Annotated in this window: 23 protein-coding genes and 1 riboswitch; of the genes, 14 read left to right on the top strand and 9 right to left on the bottom strand. The window is 56.8% G+C overall.

The annotated features are described in order from the left end of the window. The first annotated feature begins 7 nt into the window (after positions 1-7). Positions 8-799 (top strand): uroporphyrinogen-III C-methyltransferase, encoded by a 792-nt coding sequence (cobA, locus tag KUF54_RS03605; RefSeq protein ID WP_219345321.1) that lies wholly within the window; start codon positions 8-10, stop codon positions 797-799. A 57-nt stretch (positions 800-856) separates the two neighbouring features. Here cobA and KUF54_RS03600 read toward each other — a convergent pair whose 3' ends face one another. Beyond that, on the bottom strand, positions 857-1,357 hold the full coding sequence (locus KUF54_RS03600) for an acyl-CoA thioesterase (protein ID WP_219345319.1): 501 nt from the start codon (positions 1,355-1,357) through the stop codon (positions 857-859). Between the two features lie 120 nt (positions 1,358-1,477). Here KUF54_RS03600 and KUF54_RS03595 point away from each other — a divergent pair, with 120 nt between their 5' ends. Beyond that, a complete protein-coding gene (locus KUF54_RS03595) occupies positions 1,478-2,086 on the top strand; it encodes an SMI1/KNR4 family protein (RefSeq protein ID WP_219345317.1) in 609 nt (202 codons plus the stop codon). Positions 2,087-2,140: 54 nt separating this feature from the next. Then, complete coding sequence (locus KUF54_RS03590) at positions 2,141-3,409, top strand: NAD(P)/FAD-dependent oxidoreductase (RefSeq protein WP_219345315.1); 1,269 nt, start codon at positions 2,141-2,143, stop codon at positions 3,407-3,409. Positions 3,410-3,467: 58 nt separating this feature from the next. Here the strand turns inward: KUF54_RS03590 and KUF54_RS03585 are convergent, their stop codons facing one another. After that, entirely contained in the window at positions 3,468-4,229 is a 762-nt protein-coding gene (locus KUF54_RS03585; protein ID WP_219345313.1) for an IclR family transcriptional regulator, read from the bottom strand. 104 nt (positions 4,230-4,333) lie between these two features. Here KUF54_RS03585 and KUF54_RS03580 point away from each other — a divergent pair, with 104 nt between their 5' ends. The 7 genes from KUF54_RS03580 to KUF54_RS03550 all read left to right on the top strand — a co-directional run bounded on the left by KUF54_RS03580 (position 4,334) and on the right by KUF54_RS03550 (position 10,626). Then, positions 4,334-5,173: an SDR family oxidoreductase gene (locus tag KUF54_RS03580; protein WP_219345311.1), complete on the top strand. Its 840-nt coding sequence runs from the start codon at positions 4,334-4,336 to the stop codon at positions 5,171-5,173. 12 nt (positions 5,174-5,185) lie between these two features. Then, the gene (locus KUF54_RS03575; protein WP_255576277.1) at positions 5,186-6,637 is read left to right on the top strand and encodes an NAD(P)/FAD-dependent oxidoreductase; all 1,452 of its coding nucleotides are present in this window, start codon (positions 5,186-5,188) and stop codon (positions 6,635-6,637) included. A 24-nt stretch (positions 6,638-6,661) separates the two neighbouring features. Further along, on the top strand, positions 6,662-7,591 hold the full coding sequence (locus KUF54_RS03570) for a bile acid:sodium symporter family protein (protein WP_219345309.1): 930 nt from the start codon (positions 6,662-6,664) through the stop codon (positions 7,589-7,591). Then, the gene (locus KUF54_RS03565) at positions 7,588-8,628 is read left to right on the top strand and encodes an SDR family oxidoreductase (protein ID WP_219345307.1); all 1,041 of its coding nucleotides are present in this window, start codon (positions 7,588-7,590) and stop codon (positions 8,626-8,628) included. The genes KUF54_RS03570 and KUF54_RS03565 overlap by 4 nt, the downstream gene beginning before the upstream one ends. Positions 8,629-8,636: 8 nt before the next feature. Further along, entirely contained in the window at positions 8,637-9,575 is a 939-nt protein-coding gene (locus KUF54_RS03560) for an EamA family transporter (protein WP_219345305.1), read from the top strand. Positions 9,576-9,739: 164 nt separating this feature from the next. Beyond that, the gene (gene rpsU, locus KUF54_RS03555) at positions 9,740-9,952 is read left to right on the top strand and encodes a 30S ribosomal protein S21 (protein ID WP_099736161.1); all 213 of its coding nucleotides are present in this window, start codon (positions 9,740-9,742) and stop codon (positions 9,950-9,952) included. A 227-nt stretch (positions 9,953-10,179) separates the two neighbouring features. Further along, positions 10,180-10,626, top strand: a complete 447-nt coding sequence (locus KUF54_RS03550; protein ID WP_219345303.1) for a GatB/YqeY domain-containing protein — start codon at positions 10,180-10,182, stop codon at positions 10,624-10,626. 84 nt (positions 10,627-10,710) lie between these two features. Here the strand turns inward: KUF54_RS03550 and KUF54_RS03545 are convergent, their stop codons facing one another. From KUF54_RS03545 to KUF54_RS03535, 3 genes are all read right to left on the bottom strand, one after another. Further along, entirely contained in the window at positions 10,711-12,504 is a 1,794-nt protein-coding gene (locus KUF54_RS03545; protein WP_219345301.1) for a monovalent cation:proton antiporter-2 (CPA2) family protein, read from the bottom strand. Positions 12,505-12,722: 218 nt separating this feature from the next. Further along, positions 12,723-13,637, bottom strand: a complete 915-nt coding sequence (locus KUF54_RS03540) for an EamA family transporter (RefSeq protein WP_219345299.1) — start codon at positions 13,635-13,637, stop codon at positions 12,723-12,725. A gap of 100 nt (positions 13,638-13,737) precedes the next feature. Beyond that, the gene (locus tag KUF54_RS03535) at positions 13,738-14,265 is read right to left on the bottom strand and encodes a hypothetical protein (protein ID WP_255576276.1); all 528 of its coding nucleotides are present in this window, start codon (positions 14,263-14,265) and stop codon (positions 13,738-13,740) included. 121 nt (positions 14,266-14,386) lie between these two features. On the opposite strand from KUF54_RS03535, the gene KUF54_RS03530 reads away from it, so the two are divergent. Continuing rightward, the gene (locus tag KUF54_RS03530) at positions 14,387-14,740 is read left to right on the top strand and encodes a winged helix-turn-helix domain-containing protein (RefSeq protein WP_219345295.1); all 354 of its coding nucleotides are present in this window, start codon (positions 14,387-14,389) and stop codon (positions 14,738-14,740) included. Positions 14,741-14,800: 60 nt separating this feature from the next. On the opposite strand, the gene pmbA is transcribed toward KUF54_RS03530, so the two are convergent. After that, positions 14,801-16,222, bottom strand: a complete 1,422-nt coding sequence (gene pmbA / locus KUF54_RS03525; RefSeq protein ID WP_219345293.1) for a metalloprotease PmbA — start codon at positions 16,220-16,222, stop codon at positions 14,801-14,803. Positions 16,223-16,287: 65 nt separating this feature from the next. Between pmbA and yjgA the strand changes: the two genes are divergently transcribed. From yjgA to KUF54_RS03510, 3 genes are all read left to right on the top strand, one after another. After that, entirely contained in the window at positions 16,288-16,965 is a 678-nt protein-coding gene (gene yjgA, locus KUF54_RS03520; protein WP_219345291.1) for a ribosome biogenesis factor YjgA, read from the top strand. After that, on the top strand, positions 16,958-17,563 hold the full coding sequence (mog, locus tag KUF54_RS03515; protein ID WP_219345289.1) for a molybdopterin adenylyltransferase: 606 nt from the start codon (positions 16,958-16,960) through the stop codon (positions 17,561-17,563). The genes yjgA and mog overlap by 8 nt, the downstream gene beginning before the upstream one ends. Positions 17,564-17,913: 350 nt before the next feature. Next, positions 17,914-19,122, top strand: coding sequence for an ABC transporter substrate-binding protein (locus KUF54_RS03510; protein WP_219345287.1), 1,209 nt, complete (start codon positions 17,914-17,916; stop codon positions 19,120-19,122). A gap of 187 nt (positions 19,123-19,309) precedes the next feature. Here KUF54_RS03510 and thiC read toward each other — a convergent pair whose 3' ends face one another. From thiC to cysE, 3 genes are all read right to left on the bottom strand, one after another. After that, a complete protein-coding gene (gene thiC / locus KUF54_RS03505; protein WP_255576274.1) occupies positions 19,310-21,265 on the bottom strand; it encodes a phosphomethylpyrimidine synthase ThiC in 1,956 nt (651 codons plus the stop codon). A 265-nt stretch (positions 21,266-21,530) separates the two neighbouring features. Beyond that, a riboswitch (TPP riboswitch) is annotated at positions 21,531-21,659 on the bottom strand. A gap of 36 nt (positions 21,660-21,695) precedes the next feature. Continuing rightward, positions 21,696-22,355, bottom strand: coding sequence for a nitroreductase (locus KUF54_RS03500; RefSeq protein WP_219345285.1), 660 nt, complete (start codon positions 22,353-22,355; stop codon positions 21,696-21,698). 184 nt (positions 22,356-22,539) lie between these two features. Then, positions 22,540-23,367 carry a serine O-acetyltransferase gene (gene cysE, locus KUF54_RS03495; RefSeq protein ID WP_219345283.1) on the bottom strand — a complete coding sequence of 276 codons (828 nt, stop codon included), beginning with the start codon at positions 23,365-23,367 and terminating at the stop codon, positions 22,540-22,542. Positions 23,368-23,383: the final 16 nt, after the last annotated feature.

The raw sequence follows: 23,383 nt of genomic DNA, 5'->3' as shown, positions 1-23,383 counted from the left end.
CACTGACATGTCCGCCCCCGCAATCCATCAACGCTCTCAAAGCAGCTGCACACTGGTTGGCGCAGGCCCCGGCGACCCAGAACTGCTGACCATCAAAGCAGCCAAAGCCATTGCCGCAGCCAGCGTGCTGTTTGTTGATGATTTGGTAAGCGACGCCATCATGAGCCACGCCAACCCAGCAGCGCGCGTGGTTTACGTGGGCAAGCGCGGTGGTTGCAAGAGCACGCCTCAGGCCTTTATTGAAAAACTCATGATTGCCGCTGTGCAAGAAGGCGAGCGCGTGGTTCGCCTCAAAGGTGGCGACCCCTTTATCTTTGGCCGAGGCGGCGAAGAGGTCGAGCATCTACGCGAGGCAGGTATTGCGGTAGAGGTCATCAACGGCATCACCTCCGGCCTTGCCGGGCTCAGCAGCTTGGGCGCACCACTGACCCACCGCGACCGCGCCCACGGCGTGCTCTTTATGACGGGCCACGCCAAACCCGGCGACAGCGGCCCCGACTGGCGCCAGATTGCCGCCATGGCCCATGCCGCCAAGCTCACGCTGGTCATTTATATGGGTGTCAGCAGCGTTGAGCGCATCAGCGAAGCTTTGCTAAGTGGCTTGCCCGGCAGCACCCCTGTAGCCGTAATTCAGCATGCCAGCTTGCCCCATCAGCGCCACGCGCTCACTTTTTTGAAAGACTTGCCGCAGTGCATCGCCAATGAAAAGCTGGGCAGCCCCAGCATCATCGTGGTGGGCGATGTGGTGCAAGGCATTGCCGCATGGCAGGCTGAGCAAGGGCAGCGACTGGTCGCCTGAGCAGGCACCCAGCAAAAAGGCCGCATCAAGCGGCCTTTTTCAATCGCGCATTTCGGTTCAGGAAATTTCAGTAGCGCCGGTTTCCACGCGAATCTGGGCAAAACGCTCGGCCATGTCTTTGCGCAGCTCCTTGCGGATGATGGCAGCCTGCCAACGGCGCTTTTCTTCATCACTCTCCAGCTGCAACTGAGGCACAGGCGCAGGCTTTTTGTCGTCATCGACAGCCACCATGGTGAAAAAGCAGCTGTTCACATGGCGCACCACCTTGTCGCGGATTTCTTCGGCAATCACCTTGATGCCGATTTCCATGGACGAGCGGCCTGTGTGATTGACGCTGGCAAGAAAGGTCACCAGCTCACCCACATGGATGGGCTGCAAAAACATGACCTGATCCACACTCAAAGTCACCGCATAACGACCGGCATAACGGCTAGCGCATGCATAAGCTACCTGATCGAGCAGCTTCAGAATGGCGCCGCCGTGCACATTGCCGGAAAAGTTGGCCATGTCAGGCGACATGAGCACAGTCATGCTGAGCTGGTGAGAAGGAGTATTCATGGGGCGCGATTTTAGAAGTGATCCCTGACCCATGCTTGCCGCCCCCGCATACCCCAACGCGGCAACAGGCTGCAGGGTATAAGTCTTGCTGACTTCAACCAACGCAAGCCCCGACTTTTGATGCAAATTCTATTCCCCAACCCTTTTGGCCGACCGCCAGCCCCTGAAAAAGACATTCATGCGCTGCAAGCACATATCGGCTTTTCGGATGCCTATGCCGATTTTCTGCGCACACAAAACGGCTTTTCCGTCATGGCCATGGAAGAAACTCCGGACGTTAGCCCCTACGTTCGCTGCGGCGATGTGCAAAACGACACACACGCCAATTTGCGCGTGCTCAACAGCTTTGCCGCACAAGACCCGTATTACGACCTCGAATCACTGCAAGCCGAGAGCCTGCTAGCCGATTGGTTTTTGGAAATTGGCAGCGACCCGGGCGGTAACCCCTTTGTAGAAGTACTGCACGGCCAGCACCAAGGCAAGATTGCCAGCCTTGACCACGACCTGTTTGCCGCAGCCCAAGATTTGCCAGAATTTCTGGCCGACATGGAGCTGACCCACATCGCCGCCTTGAGTCTGAGCGAGCAGGCCGACGCCCTGTGCGATGCATCGCTGGGGCTGGCTTGGTTTCATGCCAAGGACATGCGCAGCTTTGTCGCCCAGTGCATTCATTGCTCAGGCAGCGATGGCGATTTCTGGGGCTTTGTTGTGGACGAGCCGGGAATCTGAGCCATCTGGGACAATCTGCGGCTTTCCTTTTCGTGCTTCAGCGCCCTGCCCGCCGTGTCCACCACCTCACAGGTTTCCCCTCAGATTTTTGACGCCATCATCATTGGCGCCGGTGCCGCCGGCCTGTTTTGCGCCGCACGTGCGGGCCAGCAAGGGCTGAAAGTACTGCTCATCGACCATGCACCCAAGGTGGCTGAAAAAATCCGCATCTCAGGCGGTGGGCGCTGCAACTTCACCAACCGTGATTTGGATGTGCGCGCACCGCACAAGCACTTTGTGGGACAGAACCCGCAGTTTTGCCGCTCCGCCCTCTCGCGCTTCACACCGGCTGACTTCATCGCGCTGATGGACAAGCACGGCATTGCTCACCACGAAAAGCACAAAGGCCAGTTGTTTGCCGACCGCTCAGCCGAGGACATCATCGCCATGCTGCTGGCCGAATGCAGCGCAGGCGGCGTGCAGCACTGGCAGCCTTGCCAAGTCAAAAAAATAGCGTTTTCGACCTCTAGTCAAGGTGAATCAAGCACTAGTAGCTATCAAATTGATACGGATCGCGGACTGGTGCAAGCCAGCAATCTCGTCATCGCCACCGGCGGCCTGAGCATTCCAAAAATCGGTGCAACCGATTTGGGTTACCGCATCGCCCAGCAGTTCAAGCTGCCGCTGATTGAGCGCACACCGGGCTTGGTGCCCATGACTTTTGATGGCGACGGCTGGCAGCCTTATACCGGCCTTTCCGGTCTGGCATTACCAGTCGAAATCAGCACCGGCAGCAAAAAAGAGCGCATGGCCTTTAACGAGGATTTGCTGTTCACCCACCGCGGCTTGTCTGGCCCAGCGGTGCTGCAAATCTCCAGCTACTGGAAGAGCGGCACACCGCTTCAAATCAATTTGCTGCCCGGCGTGGATTTGCTAGAGGTGCTGACCCAAGCCAAGCTCAACTCGCGCAAACTGGTGGTCAATGAACTGGCCGCCCACCTGCCCTCGCGCCTGGCCGATGCGTGGGTCAGCCGCATGCCCGAGTTGCAGCGCCCCATTAACGAAGCCAGCGACAAGGCCTTGACCAAGCTGGCCGAGCAACTAAGCCGCTGGGAAATCACGCCCACGGGCACCGAAGGCTACAAAAAAGCTGAAGTGACCTTGGGCGGCGTGGATACCAAAGCGCTGTCGCAGCAAACCATGGAATGCAAGACCCAGACTGGCCTGTACTTTATTGGCGAGGTGGTGGACATCACCGGCTGGCTGGGCGGCTACAACTTTCAGTGGGCATGGGCCAGCGGTGCCGCTTGCGCGCAGGCTATGGCAGAGAAGCACAGCGCTTAAAAATCAGTGCCCAATCGGCCTGTAGTCATTGCATATCAATGACTACCAGCTATGAATTTCATATCAAGGTGCGACTGAGTGCTTTGGCCGCTACTTGCAAGCGGGGCACTTTTTCAATCGCCTGCGCCAGCGTCATGCGCGCCACTGGCGCTTGCAGTGCCACGGCGCAGCGCACGTTGCGCCCATCGGGGCTGAAAACAGGAACTGCGGCGCAGACCAGCCCATCCACAAACTCCTGCGCATCGACCGCATAGCCCACCTTGCGAATGCGTAAAAACTCGTCATTGAGCGCATCCACATTCGTAAGCGTGGTGGCGGTGTAACTCTCTAAAGGCAGGCCATTGAGCAAACTGGTGCGCTGGCTGGGCGACATATGGGCCAGTATGAGTTTGCCGCTGGCCGAGCAATGCACAGGCACCCGTGTACCAGGGCGCAAATGCATTTGCAGCGGAAATGCGGACTCAATGCGATCAAGGTAAACCACCTCGACTCCCGACAGTGTCGTCAGATTGCAGCTCTCCCCAATCTCGGCCACCAACTGGCGCAGCACTGCATGGCGCACGCCTTGCTGGGTGCTTCCCGTCAGCGCAGCCTCTGCCAGCCGCAACATGCGCGGCGCCAGCGCGTAACGGCGGCCATCGGGCTCTCGGGCCAGCAAACCTCCGGCTTCCAGCTGCATCAAAAGTCTGTGCACGCTGGGCTTGGGCCAGCCACTGACGGCAACAGCCTCAGCCAGGGTCAACGACCTAGACTCGCGCGCCAGAATTTCCAGCAGATCAAACAGTTTCAGCCCGGGGCTGGCAGTGGTTTTGTTTTGCATAAATCTCAGAATCCGAGACGAATCAATCAAATTTTCCGAGACTTTGCAAGTTTCTCCTAGAGTGCAAATACGCCCCTTTGAATCAACAACCGCAGGCAAGAGACATGAACTTGAAGACTGCTCCGCGCTTTCGCAATGTAGTGCTGACCGGTGCCTGTGGTGGGCTAGGCCAAGCATTGGCTCGCGAGCTGATTGCGCAGGGCAGCCATATTGCACTGCTGGGCCTGCACCGCACAGCACTCAATGAGCTGGCGGCGCTGGCACCTGAGAAATGCGGCGTTTATGTGCTGGATGTATCCAACTCCCAAGCCATGCAAGAAGTTGCCGCAGACTGGTTAGCTCACGTGGGCCTGCCCGACTTGGTGATTGCCAATGCCGGCGTGGCAGGTGGCTTTGATACCGCACAAGCAGATGATTTGGCGGTGCTTCGCCGCATGTTAGAGATCAACTTGCTAGGCCCAGCCACCACCTTTCAGCCTTTTTTACAGGCGCTGCGCCAGCAGCCTGATGCCGCCTGCGCACTAGTAGGCGTGGCCAGCATTGCGGGCTGGCGCGGCATGCCCGGTAATGGGGCTTACTGCGCCAGCAAGGGCGGCCTGATTCGCTACCTGCAAAGCCTGCGCGCCGAACTGCGCACCAGCCGCATTCGCGTGTACACCGTAAGCCCCGGCTATTTGCGCACCAACCTCACAGCTGGCAACCGATTTGCCATGCCGGGGCTGATGGAGCCACACGCAGCCGCCAAAGCCATGCTGCAAGCCATTTCCCAGGGGCGCGAGCACATTGTTTTGCCACGGCGTATTGGCTGGCTTTCGCGTTTGCTCGCTTGCCTGCCCGATGCACTGCACGACAAACTGCTATCCAAACAGCCACGCAAACCCCGCGTGGGCGAGGCAGGCGCTACCGCCATTCCCGGCCTCAGCCAACCACCAGTTAAGCGCTAAAGAGATCTAAAAATGACGGAGACAAAAACTATGCGACATGACAACCACACGGCACCGCCCCCCACGACAGCCGCAACTTCAACATCAACGACAACAACAGCGGTAACCGCAGACACAACAACGGGCGCGCAAGCCCCGCGCGGCCAGCCCACCGAAGAAATGATTGCGCTCATTGGTGCCGGTCCATCAGGTCTGGCTGGTGCGCGCAATCTACAAAAAGAGGGCATCCCCTTTCAAGGCTTCGAGGCCTATAGCGATGTGGGTGGACTGTGGAATATCGCCAATCCACGCTCCACGGTGTATGAGTCTGCACACCTGATCTCAAGCAAACGCACCACAGAGTTTGCCGAGTTCCCCATGGCCGACGATGTCGCCGACTACCCAAGCCACCGCGAGCTGTGCCGCTACTTTGCTGCGTTTGCAGATCACTTTGACCTGCGACGCCACTTTCGCTTTGGCGTGCGGGTCGAGCGCGTCGAGCCAGTGCAGCCCAACGTCCCCACCAGCCCTTGGCGCGTGAGCATTCGCAATGCACAAGGCGAGCTAGAGACCGCCATCTACAAAGGCGTGGTGATTGCCAACGGCACACTGGCCGAGCCCAATATTCCCCAATTTGAAGGTCAGTTTGCGGGCGAAATGCTGCACACCAGCCAATACAAAAGCGCCGAGCAATTTAAGGGCAAGCGCGTGCTCATCATCGGCGCTGGTAACTCGGGCTGCGATATCGCGGTGGATGCTGTGCACTACGCGCAAAGCGTCGATATCTCGGTGCGCCGCGGCTACTACTTTGTGCCCAAATATGTGTTTGGCAAACCGGCCGATACGCTGGGCGGCAAAAAACCGCTGCCTCGCTGGCTCAAGCAAAAGATGGACTCTGTGGTGCTCAAGTGGTTCACGGGCGACCCGACCCGGTTTGGCTTTCCCAAACCCAACTACAAGATGTATGAGTCCCACCCCATCGTGAACTCACTCATCTTGCACCACCTGGGCCATGGCGATATTCATGTCAAGGCCGATATTGCCCGCTTTGATGGCCATACCGTGCACTTCAAAGATGGCAGCCAGCAAGACTACGACATGGTGCTCACGGCCACGGGTTACGCCCTGCACTACCCCTTTATGGACCACGCCCACCTGAACTGGCAAGGCATGGCACCCAAGCTGTACATGAACATCTTTGCGCCGGCCTACCAGCACCTGGCCGTGCTGGGCATGATCGAGGCCAGCGGCATCGGCTGGCAAGGCCGCTATGAGCAAGCCGAGCTGGTCGCGCGTTACTTCAAAGGTCTTCAAAACAAAACAGCCTCTGCAGCCAAGCTAGAGCAAGCCATTGCGGGCCCATCGCCTGACCTAAGCGGCGGCTACAGCTATTTGCAGCTAGAGCGCATGGCGTATTACGTGCACAAAGACAGCTACCGCAACGCCGTGCGTTCGGCCTCTGGCGCACTGCAATCGCAGCGCTGAAAAACATTAAAAGGGAGGTTACCCATGCTGCCTATTGATGAGATTCGGCTGAATTTCAACCCAGCCTCGCTGATGCTGCTGAACGCGGTGCTGGCTTTTTTAATGTTCGGCATCGCCCTTGACACAAAAATAGAGGATTTTCGCCGCGTTGCACGCATGCCTTGGGCCATGACCGTGGGCATTGCCGCACAGTTCTTGGTACTGCCGGCAGTGACTTTTGCACTCACGCTGCTGCTGGGCGTGGGGCCCAGCATTGCGCTGGGCATGATCTTGGTGGCCTGCTGCCCACCGGGCAACATCTCCAATATCCTGACTCACAAAGCCAAAGGCAATGTGGCGTTATCGGTGTCAATGACGGCCATCTCCAACGCGCTCGCTGTAGTGCTCATGCCTTTGAATTTTGCCTTCTGGGGAGGGCTACACCCCACGGCCTCAGGCTTGCTCAAAAGCATTGCGCTGGACCCTATGGAGATGATCGGTCACATCATCGTCATCATTGGCATTCCCTTTGTGCTGGGCGTGTGGTGCTCACACCAGTTTCCACGCATCACGCAGCGCGTCAAAAAGCCGGTCGGCATTGTGAGTTTTTTAGCGCTAGTCGGCTTCATCATCGGCGCCATTGCCGGCAACTGGCGCTTCTTCCTCGACTATGTGGGCGTGGTGCTTTTGGCTGTAGCGCTGCACGATGCGATTGCCTTTGCCACGGGCTACCTGTGCGCACGCGCCACCGGTTTGCAAGACTATGAGCGCCGCGCTGTCACCATGGAAGTCGGCATACGCAACGCCGGCTTGGGGCTGGTGCTGATCTTTAGCTTTTTTGGCGGACTTGGCGGCATGGCCGTGGTGGCCGGGGTCTGGGGCTTTTGGGACATTATTGCGGGCATGGCTCTGGCATCCATCTGGGGAAGAAAAGTGCCGCAAAAACACGCCGCCCTGACAGGAGAAGCGGCATGAGCACTCCCACAACTAAAACAGTCACATTCACGCCAACCACATCAACGCCAGCCAAGAGGGTTTTGATCACAGGCGCTGATGGTTTTTTGGGGCGCAGCGTTGTGCAGGCTCTGGGCCAGCGCGCAGACACCTATGTCGTCGCCCTTGATGTTCGCGCTGTACCCACCGACAGGCGCGTCAGCGGCGTGCACTACGCTGAAATGGATGTGCGTGACCCCGCTTTAGCCAACGTCATTCATGAGCACGCCATAGACACCGTCGTGCATCTTGCCTCCATCGTCACCCCCGGCAAAGACAGCAACCGCGCGCTGGAATATGACGTGGATGTGAATGGCTCCCGCAACGTTCTCAACGCTTGCGTTGCCGGCGGCGTGCGACATGTGGTGGTCTCGTCCAGTGGCGCTGCCTATGGCTACCACGCAGATAATCCCACTTGGCTGGAAGAGCACCATGCGCTGCGCGGCAATCATGCCTTTGCCTATTCAGACCACAAACGGTTGGTTGAAGAAATGCTCGCGCAGTGGCGTACCGACCATCCACAACTTGCTCAAACCGTGCTACGCATAGGCACTATCTTGGGTGAAAAGGTAGACAACCAAATCACCGCGCTGTTTGAAAAGCCTCGCCTATTGGCCATTCGCGGCAGCGACAGTCCCTTTGTCTTTATCTGGGATCAGGACGTGACGGGCGCCATCTTGCACGCACTCAGTGGTGCTACACCCGGGTGCTACAACTTAGCGGGCGATGGTGCTCTCACCATTCACGGCATTGCTGCACGCTTGGGCAAAAACACACTCAACTTGCCAGCCAGTTTGCTGCGCAGCGCTTTGTGGCTGGGCTCAAGCCTTGGCATCTCCCGCTATGGCCCAGAGCAGCTTGACTTTTTGCGCTATCGCCCGGTACTACTGAACACAGCTCTCAAAGCATGGGGCTACGTGCCACGCAAAACCAGCGCTCAAGCCTTCGACGCCTTTGTTGCGGCCCGCCAAGCCCAAGGCCGCCCAGTTTGCGCAGCCTTGCTGGCCACTCAACCATGAGTGTTTCAATGAATGCTTCAGACCGGCTGCGCGTCGCGGCTGTCATCATCATCTGGGGCTTGAACTTTGTGGTGATGAAGCTGGGCCTGCAAACCCTCAGCCCCATGGTTATGGGTGCTTTGCGCTTCATGGCTGCATCACTGCCCTTTGTGCTGTTTATCCGCCCGCCCGCCATGCCTTGGCGCTATGTCGTGGCGTACGGGCTGGCACAAGGTCTGGGGCAATTTGGCCTGCTGTTTTTAGGCTTGCAGATGGGCATGACAGCAGGGATGGCCTCGGTCGTCATGCAAACACAGGCCTTTTTTACCCTGATTCTTGCCGCTTCGGTGTTGCATGAGCGCGTGCGTACTGCGCAATGGCTGGGCTTGTTGTTAACCTTTGCCGGGCTTGTCATCATTGCGCTAGCGCGCGGACAAGATGCGCAGCAAATGACACTTGCGGGCTTTAGCCTCACCTTGGGCGCCGCTTTGATGTGGGCAGTCTCCAACCTCATCACTCGCCATGCAGCACAAGCATCGCCGGGTTATGCGCCTTTTCCGTTTATTGTCTGGAGCAGTCTGGTACCCATCCTGCCTTTTACGGCGCTAGCCATCTGGCAAGACGGCTGGGATGGCGTAACCGGGCAAATATCCGCCATGAACGGCACAGCATGGTTTGCCATTGGCTACCTCGCCTTGCTCGCCACCTTGCTGGCCTACAGCCTATGGACCCAACTGCTGCAGCGTTTACCCGCCGCCACAGTCACTCCATTTTCATTATTAGTGCCTGTGATTGGCCTGCTGGCTGCGCTGATTGTTTTGGATGAACACCCGACAGGCTTTCAATGGTTGGGCGCAGCGATCGTGCTGTGCGGCATGCTGATCAATCAGGGAATTGGCTTGCTGAGCAAACTAAGAACCAGCATTTTTCAGCCGACAAAGAGCAAAAAAAATGGCGTCAAACTCTGAGTTATCCAACAAAGACATTCCGCGCAGTCTATAATGCTCGACTTTGCTGGCATTACCCCGTCGGCCATACTAGTTAAAAAGTGGCGGGGAAAACCGCTGTTCATGGCTCCTAGGCGCGATCTTCCCGGGAACCCTCTGTCGGCACAGATATATCTGGAAATTGAATGACTACTATCCGCGTCAAAGAAAACGAACCTCATGAAGTTGCTCTGCGCCGCTTCAAGCGCACTATCGAAAAGCTGGGCCTGTTGACAGACCTGCGCGCACGTGAGTTCTACGAAAAGCCAACAGCCGAGCGCAAGCGCAAGAAGGCTGCTGCCGTGAAGCGCCATTACAAGCGCGTTCGCAGCATGCAACTGCCTAAGAAGCTGTACTAATCGTTGATTAGGACTAGCCGGCCGTAAAACAGCCGCAAACCCGCGCTCGGGACGCCAGGCGCGGGTTTTTTGTTTTCTGGCCACTGCGAAATGGATTACTGCGCAGTGACCGCTCAAGCCATGGTGCAATTGCGCAAGGACATGAAGCCTGCGCGCAGACAGTACGTTAAGCGCTGGCAACAAAATCATCGTGCGATTTCGCCTTGGCCCTTCACTAGGAGAGAGTTATGAGCTTGAAAGCCCAGATTACCGAAGACATGAAGACTGCCATGCGCGCCAAGGACAGCGTGCGCTTGGGCACCATCCGCCTGCTGCAGGCCGCGATGAAGCAAAAGGAAGTGGACGAGCGCATTGAGCTGGACGACGCAGCCATCATCGCCATCGTCGACAAGCTGCTCAAGCAGCGCAAAGACTCGATCACCGCTTTTGAGTCCGCCAATCGCCAGGATTTGGCCGACATTGAAAAAGCCGAAGTCGAAGTGCTCAAGGTCTACCTGCCCGCGCGCATGGAAGCCGCCGAAATCACCGCTGCCGTGCAAGCCATCGTGGCTGATCTAGGTGCTTCCGGCCCCGGCGACATGGGCAAGGTCATGGGCGCCGTCAAGACTCAGCTAGCTGGCAAGGCCGATATGGGTCTGGTGTCTGCCGCAGTGAAGGCTGCACTGAGCAACTAATCAGCTCGGCTCCATGAAAAAAGCTGCTGACTCCCTTCATCGGGTGCAAGCAGCTTTTTTACTTTAGCGCTCTTTGAAAGCGGATCAAGACGCCCCAGTTTTAGCAGGCTCCTCATGATGGGGCGGGTCAATGTGCTCGATATTTCCCAGCACCAGCGCACGACCAGCAAACGTGCCGCCTGCGACCTCCATCGCAAAGCGTTCCGCATCCCGGCTGCGCACCTCCTCCATAAGTGCATCCGCTTCTTCATCGGGCACATCCAGCACCTTCAATGTCTGGCGGCCCATGACAATGGCGGACTCAAAGGTTTCACGCACCACCACCTCCGCATTGAGCTGCATCAGCTTCAACGCATGCTGGCGATCAAAGGCTCGCACAATCACGCGCACCTGCGGGCATTCAGCAGCCAAATGCTCAACGATATGCGTCGTCGCATCCTTATCGTTAATGCAAACCATGATGGCTTGCGCTTGATGCGCACCCGCGGCATGCAAGATATCGGCCCGTGCGCCATCGCCGTAATACACCTTAAAGCCATAGAGCGCCGCAGAGCGAATCGTGTCGGGGTCGTTGTCAATAATGGAGATAGATACGCTCTTGGCAAGCAAGCCTTGGCTGGCGATTTGCCCTATCCGGCCAAAGCCGATGATGAGCACATTGCCTTGCAAATCCTGCGGCACGTCCACGCCTTCAGTGGAGACCGTTTCAGCACGCGCCATGCGCTGATGCATGACGATGACCAAAGGCGTTAATGCCATAGACAGCACCACTATGGCCGTCATATTCGCATTCACCTCTGGGCTCAAAACCTTTAGCTTGAGCGCTTCAGTAAACAGCACAAATGCGAACTCACCACCCTGAGCCATCAAGATGGCACGATCAATCGCTTCCGCATTGGAGCTATTGGATATGCGAGCCACCACATAGATGCACAGCGACTTGGCAAGCATCATGGCCACAACACCACCCACAATAAGCGGCCAGTTGCGACCCACAACTTCTAGGTTCAGCGCCATGCCAACACCTAAGAAAAAGAGGCCTAGCAACAAGCCGCGAAAGGGCTCAATATCCGCTTCTAGTTGATGGCGAAAGCTAGACTCAGAAAGCAGCACCCCCGCAACAAAAGCCCCCATGGCCATGGATAAACCGCCCCACTCCATGAGCAGCGCAGCACCTAGCACCACCAACAGAGCAGCAGCCGTCATCACCTCGCGCGCCTTGGAGCGAGCCAGAATGCGAAACATAGGGTTGAGCAGCCAGCGCCCTGCCACAACCAACACTGCCAACGACAGCAGAGCAATACCGATGCGCTGCCACAGGGGTGATGCCGATGCTGCAGAGGCGGCCTCTGCCGGTGCCAAAAAAGCCACGACGGCCAGCAGCGGCACGATCAGCAGATCTTCAAACAGCAGGACAGACACCATGCGCTGACCACGCGGTGCGCGCAGGTCACCACGATCTGAAAGCACTTGCATAACGATCGCCGTAGAAGTCAGCACAAAGCCTGCGCCACTGACAAATGCGACCTGCCAAGAAAAACCAAAAGCGATGCCAACCCCTGTGAGCAAGAGTGCCGATAGCACCACTTGCATGCTGCCCAGCCCAAAGATTTGTCCACGCAGCCCCCAAAGGTGGGAAGGCTTCATCTCTAGCCCGATGACAAATAAAAACATCACCACGCCCAACTCGGCCACATGAATGATGGTCTGCGCATCGGTCAGCAAACCCAAGCCAAAAGGGCCAATCACCAGACCTGCAGCAAGATAGCCCAGCACCGCGCCCAAGCCCAGGCGCTTGAACAGCGGCACTCCAATCACCGCAGCACCCAGCAAGGTGACGATTCCTACCAACTGGCTTGCACTGCCTTCGGCTGCCATAAGCTTTCCTTGTCTGTTATGTTTTTAAATATTTAATAAGCAGCCACTTCACACCGAACAGTAAATATGCAAAGGGCATAAGCCGGTTCAAGCATACAAGCACGCTATTAGCTCAAGCTAAAGCGGCTTACCCGGCCGACTGTAGGCAGGCGCACATTGCGCTCACAAAAAAGCCTGTATGCAACTGCTTGCACACAGGCTCAGCCATAAGCAAAGCTTCAGCGCCGCATCAAGCGCCCGCCAAACTGGTTCACCACCATGCCCAGCAACACGCCTAACGTACCAAACCATTGCAGCTTGTTCGGTGACTCACCCAAAAGGAGCATGGCGGACAACAGGCCAATCACCGGCACCAGCAGCGACAAGGGGGCTACCGTGCTGGCGGCATAGCGCTGCAGCAAGCGCGTCCACAAGCCATAGCCCAGCAAAGTAGACAAAAAGGCCAAATAGGCAATCACACCGACTTCCTTCCAGCCAATGGATTGAAGCTGGGCTGTAATGACATCCCCGCCCTCCATCCACCACACCAACAGTACAAGAGGAATGATGGGAAAGACGCTGGTCCAGACGATGAATGACACGGGCTCATAAGAGCCTTGTTTGGCCGCCACGCGTGTCAGCAGGTTTGAGCTGGCCCACATAAAAGCTGCGCCCACGGTCAGCACAAACCCCGTCAAAGTCATGTCTGATGCTCCATCGCCATGCGCCGTACCAATCAGCACCAACCCAGAAATGGCAATGAGCAAACCTATCCATTGCCAAGACCTTGGCTTTTCGTTTAAAAACGCAGCCGCCATCAGCATGGTGATGAATGCCTGTGTCTGCAGCACCACCGAAGCCATGCCCGCAGGCATGCCCAGCTTCATACCCGTAAACAGCAAACCAAACTGCCCCACGCCCTGCACTAAGCCATAAGCCGCGAGCAAGCTCCACGAGAGATTTTTTGGGGGCCGGACAAACAGCAACAGAGGCAATGATGCTGCAGCAAAGCGCAGCGCACACAGAAGCAGCGGGGAGATTTTGTCCAAGCCCCACTTCATCACAACGAAATTAAGCCCCCAAACCACGATGACGACAATTGCGCTGAACCAATCGATGCGGCTCATGCCTGCAGGCTGGGAAGGAGAACTCATGACACGGATCGCTGCTACGGACTTTTAAAAGAGAGACTTTGAGTATGCCAATGCAGCAGTTGCCTCAAGGTCAAAATAGCAAAAAGAAACTCGCTTGGGCTTACTTAAGCTCATAACGATTCACTTTGGCTGGCAGCATCAGCAAAGCTTTAAAGGCGTAGAGAACAATCAGGGTTCCGTTGAAGTCGCCAACCATCATGACGAAGAATTGCCCTAACTGCACCCCGTCGCCCAGAACAAGGTTCAAGCCCGCATGCAGCAAGGCATTGGCAAACGCATAAATAGCGCTCAGCGCCAGTAATCGCGTGGGGGTGAGCTGACTCAAAGATGAACCCAAGCCCAGCCAGTGGCGCGCTATGCAAAATGTCCCATAAGGAGCTAGCGTAGCCACGATGCCGCCCGTAAATGAACGCGCCCAGTTATCTGGAAAGAAGTAATAAAAACAAACAAACCAAGAGACAGCAAGCAAACCGACAGCCCCTGCTTCTGCAAAAAGCAAGGTGCAAAGCATGCGTACACCTGCAGGCAGATAGATCCAGTTCACCCCAGCGGTAAACTCCAGCCACGAGAACAACCACATATTGAGCTGCAGCATGATGAGAAACAAAATGGCCGTGATCGCGGCCATTGCAAAATGTGTCCAAATGTTCTTCATAGCCAGTCACCGACATTGCTTGCAATCTGCGCAGTATTATGGGTGCCAATAACTCGCTATTTACTGGCGAACCCATCTCTGTCATTGATCTTTCATGCCAAAGTCACTGTCTGCCGATATTTATCTGCGCTTTTTGCAGCTGGCGTCCACTATTCGCAACCTGCCACTGCTTCCGGCGCTCGATCCGCTTGAAGAGCGCTTGCTGGAGCAAATTGCCAACGCGGGCACACGCCACGAGCGCTTGTGCGTACGCGACCTGATGGCGCAGCGCGAGCTGGGGTCCCCTGCCACGATTCATACACGCCTTAAATCCATGCGCCAAAAAGGCTGGATTTTGCTGGCCGATACCGAAGATGCTCGTCGCAAGCAAATTGAGCTGAGCCCTGATGCGCACAAGCATTTTGAAAAGCTCTCCGCCTGCATTTTGGAGGCCGCGACTGAGAAATAAGCGCGTTAAGCAATCCACAAAAAAGCAGCCGAGGCTGCTTTTTTTGTGAGTTCAAGCAGCCTAGCTGCCCGCCACCTTCATGCGATTGATGAGGATAGAGCCCACGGTCTTGGCACCGTAGTTGTAGGCATCGGCACCAATGGCTTGGATGCCCTTGAACATGTCTTTCATGTTGCCAGCGATAGTAATTTCATCCACGGGGAATGCAATTTCGCCGTTTTCCACCCAGAAGCCGCTAGCGCCGCGCGAGTAGTCTCCGGTCACGTAGTTCACGCCTTGGCCCATCAGTTCGACCACGAACAGGCCCGTGCCCAGCTTTTTGAGCATGGCATCCAAATCATCGCCCGCTTTGGTGCGGCGCGATGTCATCACCAAATTGTGCGAACCACCCGAATTGCCTGTGGTCTTCATACCCAGCTTGCGCGCCGAGTAGCTGGACAGGAAATAGCCTTCCACACGACCAGCATCCACCACCTTACGGGCCTGCACACGCACGCCTTCTTCGTCGAATGGTGAGCTGCCCTTGCCGCCCAAAATAAAGGGATCTTCTTCAATGTCAATGTGCTTGGGAAACACAGGCTTGCCCAAGGAATCTAACAAGAAGCTGCTCTTGCGGTACAGCGCACCGCCGCTGATGGCGTGAACAAAACCACCCAACAAGCCCGCAGCCAGAGGCGACTCGAACAGCACGGGGCATTCAGTCGTTGGAATCTTGCGGCTCCCCAAACGGCTTAGCGTGCGCTCTGCGGCGTAGCGGCCCACGGCCTCAGGCGACGCCAGATCAGCCGCATTGCGCATGGAGCTATACCAGTAGTCGCGCTGCATTTCGCCGTTCTTGCCAGGCAGCTTGGCGATGGGCGCAACCGACAGGCTGTGGCGCGAGCTGGCGTAGCCACCGCGAAAGCCATTGGTGTGCGCGGTGAAAAAGTGGCTTTGCTGGGCCGAGACACCAGCGCCTTCACTGTTGCTCACGCGGCGATGGGTCTTGAATGCCGCTTCTTCGCAGCGCAGCGCCATTTCGGCAGCGGCTTCGCTGCTAATGTCCCAAGGGTGGAACAATTGCAGATCACGGTGCGTGCCGGGCAGCGCGATGTCGGCACTATCAGGCAAGCTGGCAAACGGGTCTTCGGCAGTGAACTTAGCAATGTCGTAAGCCGCTTGCACGGTTTGAGCAATGGCAGCTTCAGAAAAGTCTGAAGTACTGGCATTACCACGGCGCTGGCCCAAATACACAGTCACGCCAAGCGACTTATCGCGGTTGCGTTCCACGGTCTCCAGCGAGCCTTTGCGCACGCTGACCGAGAGGCCGCAGCCCTCGGAAGCCTCGGCTCCGGCGTCCGTAGCACCCAGCTTTTTGGCGTGTTTCAGAGCCTGGTCCACCAGACCTTCAAAAAAGGATTGGCTAAAGCTAAAACCGGCTTGCGGTTCAGATTGGGCCTGTGCACTAGAAGTGCTTGTAATGCTGGAGCGAGGTTTTTTCATAGCGGCGGATATGATAGCCGCCACTGCAGCGCCCCCTGTGCTGCCACTGATATTGCCCCCTTACCATGTCACGCAAACCCACTAAAGGCTATTTTGTTCGCGGTAAGTTCGTTGCTGAAGGCAGCGAACTTGATGTCGAACTCAAAGCCGAACTCAAAGGCACTTACGACTCCACCAGGACCGACCTCAAGCGTGAAAGTGATGCGCTTCAGGATCTGGGCAAGGAGTTGTTGACGCTGCGCAGCGACTTATTCAAGCGCCTGCAAATCTCCGAGCAGTTGGTTGATGCTCTGGCTGAAGCCAAGCGCATTACCAACTTTGAAGGCAAGCGCCGTCAAATGCAGTACGTGGGCAAGCTCATGCGCAAGCTCACAGATGAGCAGCTCAACTCGGTCAAGCAAGCGCTGGAAGAGCAACGCAACGGCTCGCCCACCGAAAAGATGTCGCTACAAGTCTCCGAGCAGTGGCGCGATCGTTTGGTCTTGGAAGACGATGCTTTAGCCATTTGGCTGGAGCACTTCCCAGAAACTGATGTGCAGCAACTGCGCTCGCTGATTCGCCAGTCCCGTAAGGACCTGGAAAAAGCTAAGGCCGATGCAGCTGCTGCCGCACAGGCCGCCGGCCCTGACGCAGCGCCCAAGGAAGTCAGCAAGGGCCGCGCCTATCGCGACCTGTTCCAGCTGGTGCGCGAGCAACTGGCCAAGGCAGGCAAAACCAGCGCCGCCGACGACAGCGATGAGTGAGAAAGTTCTGCACGATGCCGTAAAAATCGGCATCGTCTCCATCAGCGACCGCGCTAGTAGCGGCGTTTATGAAGACAAGGGCCTGCCCGCCCTGCAGGACTGGATGAGCCGTGCGCTGAAGAACCCCATCACGTTTGAAGCCCGCCTCATTCCCGATGAGCGGGCCGGCATCAGCGCCGCGCTGATAGCGCTGGTGGACGCAGGCTGCTCACTGGTGCTGACCACCGGCGGCACCGGCCCCGCCCTGCGCGATGTGACGCCTGAGGCCACTCTGGCCGTAGCCCACAAAGAGATGCCCGGCTTTGGTGAGCAAATGCGCCAAATCAGCCTGGCCTTTGTACCCACGGCTATCCTGTCGCGCCAAGTGGCGGTGATTCGCGGCAGCAGCCTGATCATCAACCTGCCCGGCCAGCCCAAAGCGATTGCTGAGACGCTAGAAGGCCTGAAAGACGCGAACGGCACGCAAAAGGTCAACGGCATTTTTGCCGCCGTGCCTTACTGCATCGACCTGATTGGCGGGCCTTACTTTGAGACTCATGATGCGGTCTGCAAGGCCTTTCGCCCCAAGAGCGCGATTCGCGCACCGCGCACCGCATAAATTGCTATCAAGGGTGCAATCCGCGCCAAACCAATCTGCGAAGCAGCCCAAGGGCTGCTTTTTTCATGCCTGCCTGCTTGCAGCAATTGGGTAGTCTCTTCGCTGCTACCGCTATCCAAATCAAAGCAGTTAGCGCCATTTATTCATAGATTTCACTGAGAAAAGCACCCCCATTGAATGAACAACAGGCATAAGCAGCTATCAATTTTGATGTGTGACGTGGGATTTCCCGCAGGTGCTTGCCCCGATGCAGGGTCGCGCCGCCAGACCTAGCATGTTTGCTGCGATGCAGCGACAGCGGCTACCCGCCGAAAAAGCGCTGCATATTTCCAAAATTTTCAGGAGACTTCATGCCCCGCTTGTCCAAGTCCGTGCCCACCGCCTCTGTGCTGGCGATTGCACTAAGCGCCGTCTTTGCCGTCCCCGCCATGGCACAAGAGAAAGTCAAAATCGGTTTTATCACCGATATGTCCAGCCTCTATGCTGACGTGGAAGGCAAGAACGGCGCTGTCGCCATCCAGATGGCGATTGACGACTTTGGTGGCAAGGTGCTGGGCAAGCCCATCGAGCTACTGAGCGCCGACCACCAGAACAAGGCAGACATCGCCGCCAGCAAGGCCCGTGAATGGATTGATACGCAAGGCATTAGCTTGGTGTTTGGCGGCACCAACTCCGCAACAGCGCTGGCCATGGCCAAGGTGGCGCAAGAAAAAAAGCGCATCTTTATCGACAACGGCGCAGGCAGCTCTGCCCTGACCAATGAGCAATGCAGCCCCTACACCGTGCACTACGCTTTTGACACCGTGGCTCTGGCCAAAGGCACAGGCAGCGCCATTGTTGACACGGGCGGCAAAAACTGGTTTTTTGTAACGGCTGACTATGCCTTTGGCCATGCCCTAGAAGCCGACACCACCAAGATCATTGAAGCCAAGGGCGGTAAGGTGCTGGGCTCGGTCAAGACACCGCTCAACGCCAGCGACTTCTCCAGCTTCATGCTGCAAGCGCAAAACAGTAAAGCTCAGATTCTGGGCCTGGCCAATGCGGGTGGCGACACCATCAACTCCATTAAGGCCGCCAAAGAGTTTGGCGTGACCAAGAACATGAAGCTGGCCGGCATGCTGGTCTTTTTCTCGGACATTCACAGCCTAGGCCTGAAGAACACCGAAGGCATGCAATTCACCGCGCCTTGGTACTGGGACATGAACGATGCATCACGCAAATTTGCAGATGCCTTCATGGCCAAAACTCAGCGCCGCCCCAGTGAAATTCAAGCGGCTGATTACTCTGCCACTATGAACTATCTCAAGGCCGTGGAAAAAGCCGGCACGCTGGACGCCGACAAGGTTATGGCCACGCTGAAAAGCACAAAAATAGACGACTTCTTCGGTCAGGGCTATATCCGCGAAGATGGTCGCTATGTGCACGACATGTATCTGATGCAAGTGAAGTCACCCGCCGAATCGAAAGGTACTTGGGACTACTACAAGATCATCAAAAAGCTACCCGCAGAACAAATTTGGACCACCAAAGCAGAGAGCAAATGCCAGTACTGGCGCTGAGTTAAACCGCGGCATAAAGAGCGCCACGCCCTCGAATAAAGCGGACTGCGACATCATGGCGCAGTCCGGTCCACAAAACAGGGACATCTGACTCAGGCTACAACTCGGGAAAGGAGGCTTACGCCTCCATTTTTCATATCGGATTACGCAATTTCATCAAACGCTGAAAGCGCATTCCAACTCAATATCATCGTGCCGTGGTGTCTGTCGATGCAGTGACGATAGGGATATAAAAATCCCCGCCAGCCTTGTTGAATTCACCTGCCTTGGCTTGCATGCCCACGGCCAGCGCTTGATCTTCAGCCAAGCCCTTGGCTGCAGCGAACTCACGCACCTCCTGTGTAATCTTCATCGAGCAGAACTTGGGGCCACACATGCTGCAAAAGTGCGCCACCTTGGCACTGTCCTTGGGCAGGGTTTCGTCATGGAAGGCCCGAGCAGTGTCCGGGTCCAGTCCTAGGTTAAACTGGTCTTCCCAGCGGAAGTCAAAACGCGCCTGACTCAGTGCATCGTCGCGTGAGCGGGCACCGGGATGACCCTTGGCTACGTCCGCGGCGTGGGCCGCAATTTTGTACGCAATGATGCCTTGCTTGACGTCATCTCGGTCCGGCAAGCCCAAGTGTTCTTTAGGCGTCACATAGCACAGCATGGCCGTGCCCATCCAGCCAATCATGGCCGCGCCAACGGCGCTGGCAATGTGGTCGTAGCCGGGGGCGATGTCGATGGTCAGGGGACCGAGCGTGTAAAACGGCGCTTCGCGGCAATGCTTGAGCTGCTCGGTCATATTGGCCTGAATCATGTGCATGGGCACATGGCCGGGGCCTTCGATCATGGTCTGCACATCGTGCTTCCAAGCGACTTGAGTTAGCTCACCCAGCGTGGCCAGTTCGGCAAACTGGGCTTCGTCATTGGCGTCGGACGCGCAGCCGGGGCGCAGACCGTCGCCCAGCGAGAAGCTCACGTCGTACTGCTTCATGATGTCGCAGATATCTTCAAAATGCTCGTAGAGAAAGCTCTCTCGGTGGTGCGCCATGCACCACTTGGCCATGATGGAGCCACCACGCGAGACGATGCCCGTGCGGCGCTGCGCCGTAAGGTGGATATAAGCCAAACGCACACCGGCGTGAATGGTGAAGTAATCCACGCCTTGTTCGGCTTGCTCCACCAGCGTGTCACGAAAGATGGGCCAGCTTAGATCTTCGGCAATGCCACCGACTTTTTCTAATGCTTGATAAATCGGCACGGTGCCAATCGGCACGGGCGAGTTGCGCACAATCCAGTCGCGCGTGGTGTGAATGTTTTTGCCGGTCGAGAGATCCATCACATTGTCCGCACCCCAGCGAATCGCCCAGACCAGTTTTTCGACTTCTTCCTCAATGCTCGACGTGACGGCGGAGTTGCCGATGTTGGCGTTGATCTTGACCTTGAAGTTGCGGCCAATCGCCATGGGCTCAATTTCCGGGTGGTTGATGTTGGCGGGAATGATGGCGCGGCCGCGGGCGATCTCGGCGCGCACAAACTCGGGGGTGATGATCTTGGGAATGGCTGCGCCCATGCTGTTGCCAGCCAAGCGAAGCTCACGCGCTGCGTCTTGCTGGTACTGCTGCATCCATTCGCGGCGGCCGTTTTCACGCAGAGCCACGTATTCCATTTCGGGCGTGATGATTCCGCGCTTTGCGTAGTGCATCTGGGTCACGTTCTGACCGGACTTGGCGCGACGGGGCTGACGTTGCAATGCGGCCGCTTCGGCGCGTAACTGAGCCACGCGCACATCTTCGTCGCCCCGCTTGCCGCCATCATCCAATGCGAGGCGCTGACGACCCACATAAAACTCGCTGTCACCACGCTGCTCAATCCATGCGCCGCGCACATTGGGCAAGCCGCTACGCACATCAATACTCACGGCCGGGTCGGTGTAAGGGCCTGAGGTGTCATACACGCTGACCTGCTCACCATTCGTGAGTGCAATATCACGCACCGGCACACGCAAATCGGGATGACCCGCGCCGATCAGGTAGCTCTTGCTGGATGCAGGAAACGGCTGGCGCGACTGGGCTAACAAGTCTGCAAAGCGAGCTGAATCAGGCGCATCGCCAGAAAAATGGGATGCAAGTGGCGTAAAGATGGAATCAGGGGCGGTCATCGCAGTCTCCGTAAAGCGTTTGAAATGGTCTTAACGCTCCGCGGAGTGCGGCCCTTCTGCGATCGCCCCAACACCGGCGCAAGCATCCGTAATAGATGCTTGGCCTGTGCAGCTAAAACACATGGGTTTTAGCCTTTTCTTCTGCGCACCGGAATACCTTTAAAAAGACAAAACCCCAGTACGCGAGAAGCGCCTGGGGTTTGCTTTGCCAAAAAATTGAACGCGATGGCCGCAAGGCAACCTCCGCTTTCCTCCCTCTGGCCCTGCATCAGGGTCCCGCTCTTCTTACGCCGGTATGAGCCGGATCAAGTTCGTCGGGTTAACCTCGTCCAAACGGTCTGTGACTGTTTGGTTTTTGGTCTCTCAGCGCTTTCGCACACCCCGGAGCAGCGGGCAGTATAGGCCTGATGTTCTTCAGCGGGCAAGTGCCTTAATCCAGACCTTTCAGGCTCAGCCACTCTTCGCTATCTGCGCGGCTAGACTGCCACTGGTTGATAGGCGCACTCGTATCTTCATAACCCAGCGCAACACCAAACGCAATTTGGTAGCCCGCCGGCAGCGCCAGCTGCTCAATCAACATATCGCTGTACATGCGCCAAAAGCCCTGAGCGCAGGTGGCAAGCCCCTGTTCGGCGGCCAGCAACATAAAAGATTGCAGATAGATGCCCAAATCAATCCACTGTGCATAGCCCATGCGCTCTTCCACTGCGATAAAAATACCGACGGGCGCACCGAACATCTGAGAATTCTTGGCCAGTTGTTCTAAGCGAGCAGCCTTGTCTTCACGGCCAATATTCAGCGCACGGTACAGGTCTTCACCGTTTTCAAATCGGCGGCTGCGGTAAGGCTCCCACAGACCTGCGGGGTAGGACAGACCGGGGCGTTGCACAGGCTCAGTTACTTTGGCCTTGGCACTCAAATCCTTCAGTGCCTGACCGCCCACCGCCGTCACGCGCCAAGGCTGCATATTGCCGCCGGATGGCGCTTGAGATGCTTTTTTCAGCAGCCCGCGCACAATTTCGCCGGAAATGGTCTGGTTAGTAAAAGCACGCACAGAGCTGCGTTGCTGCAAGGCTTGTTCGATATTCATTTGTCTCTCCTAGTTTGCTGCACTGCAGTGTAGAAGCTGTTGCAGCGTTCGCAGACCGAAGTCAGTACATATCAAGCACAGGCGCTGTTGCAAAAAAGCCGGCCCACTGCAACGCGATCCGGCTTTTTCTGCAATTACTATTAAAAATATAGCTACATGTGATTACTAAATAAGGACTTGCGCCTTATTTTCCCAAAATCTGATCGATTTTGTCTTTTTGAAAGGCTTCAGGACGATCAGACTCGCAAGGCATGCAGTCTTTAACCTGACCTTGAATCGACAGCTTCTCAATCGCGGCCCACAGCAGCGCAATCTGCTTTTCGTGGCTAGATGCACCGTCAGACAATGAACGCATGGCCTGGGCCACGGGGTCCACCTCAGACGTGACGCCATAGGCGCTAAAACTTTGGCCGCAATCTTCATCAAAGGCACGCGCGGGCTGCACAACGGCCTTGGGAGCCACTTCATGCTCGGTCACATCCGCGCTCTGGCCGCTTTTGCTCTGGATGATGCGCGCAGGAATGCCCACCGCTGTAGCGCCTGCAGGCACGGGTTTGATGACCACGGCGTTGCTGCCAATCTTGGCACCATCCCCCACCTCAAAGCCACCCAGCACCTTGGCGCCGGCGCTAACCACCACGTTCTTGCCCAGCGTGGGGTGGCGCTTGGCGCCCTTGTACAGCGATGTGCCGCCCAGCGTTACGCCGTGATAGATAGTGCAGCCATCACCCACCACGGCGGTCTCACCAATCACAACACCCATGCCGTGATCGATAAAGACTTCTTTGCCAATCACCGCACCGGGGTGGATTTCAATGCCCGTGAGCCAGCGCCCCATGTGTGAGATGAAGCGGCCCAGCCATTTAAAACCATGCGTCCAGCACCAGTGAGCCGGACGTTGCAGCCAAATAGCGTGCAGGCCGGGGTAACAGGTGATGACTTCCCAGGTGCTGCGAGCCGCGGGGTCGCGGTCGAGAATGCACTGGATGTCGGAGCGCAGGCTATCTAGCATCAATGAACAACGTGAG

The organism is Comamonas sp. Y33R10-2 (assembly GCF_019355935.1).
Lineage (GTDB): Bacteria > Pseudomonadota > Gammaproteobacteria > Burkholderiales > Burkholderiaceae_C > Comamonas.
This window is presented reverse-complemented; position numbering and strand designations above follow the sequence as displayed.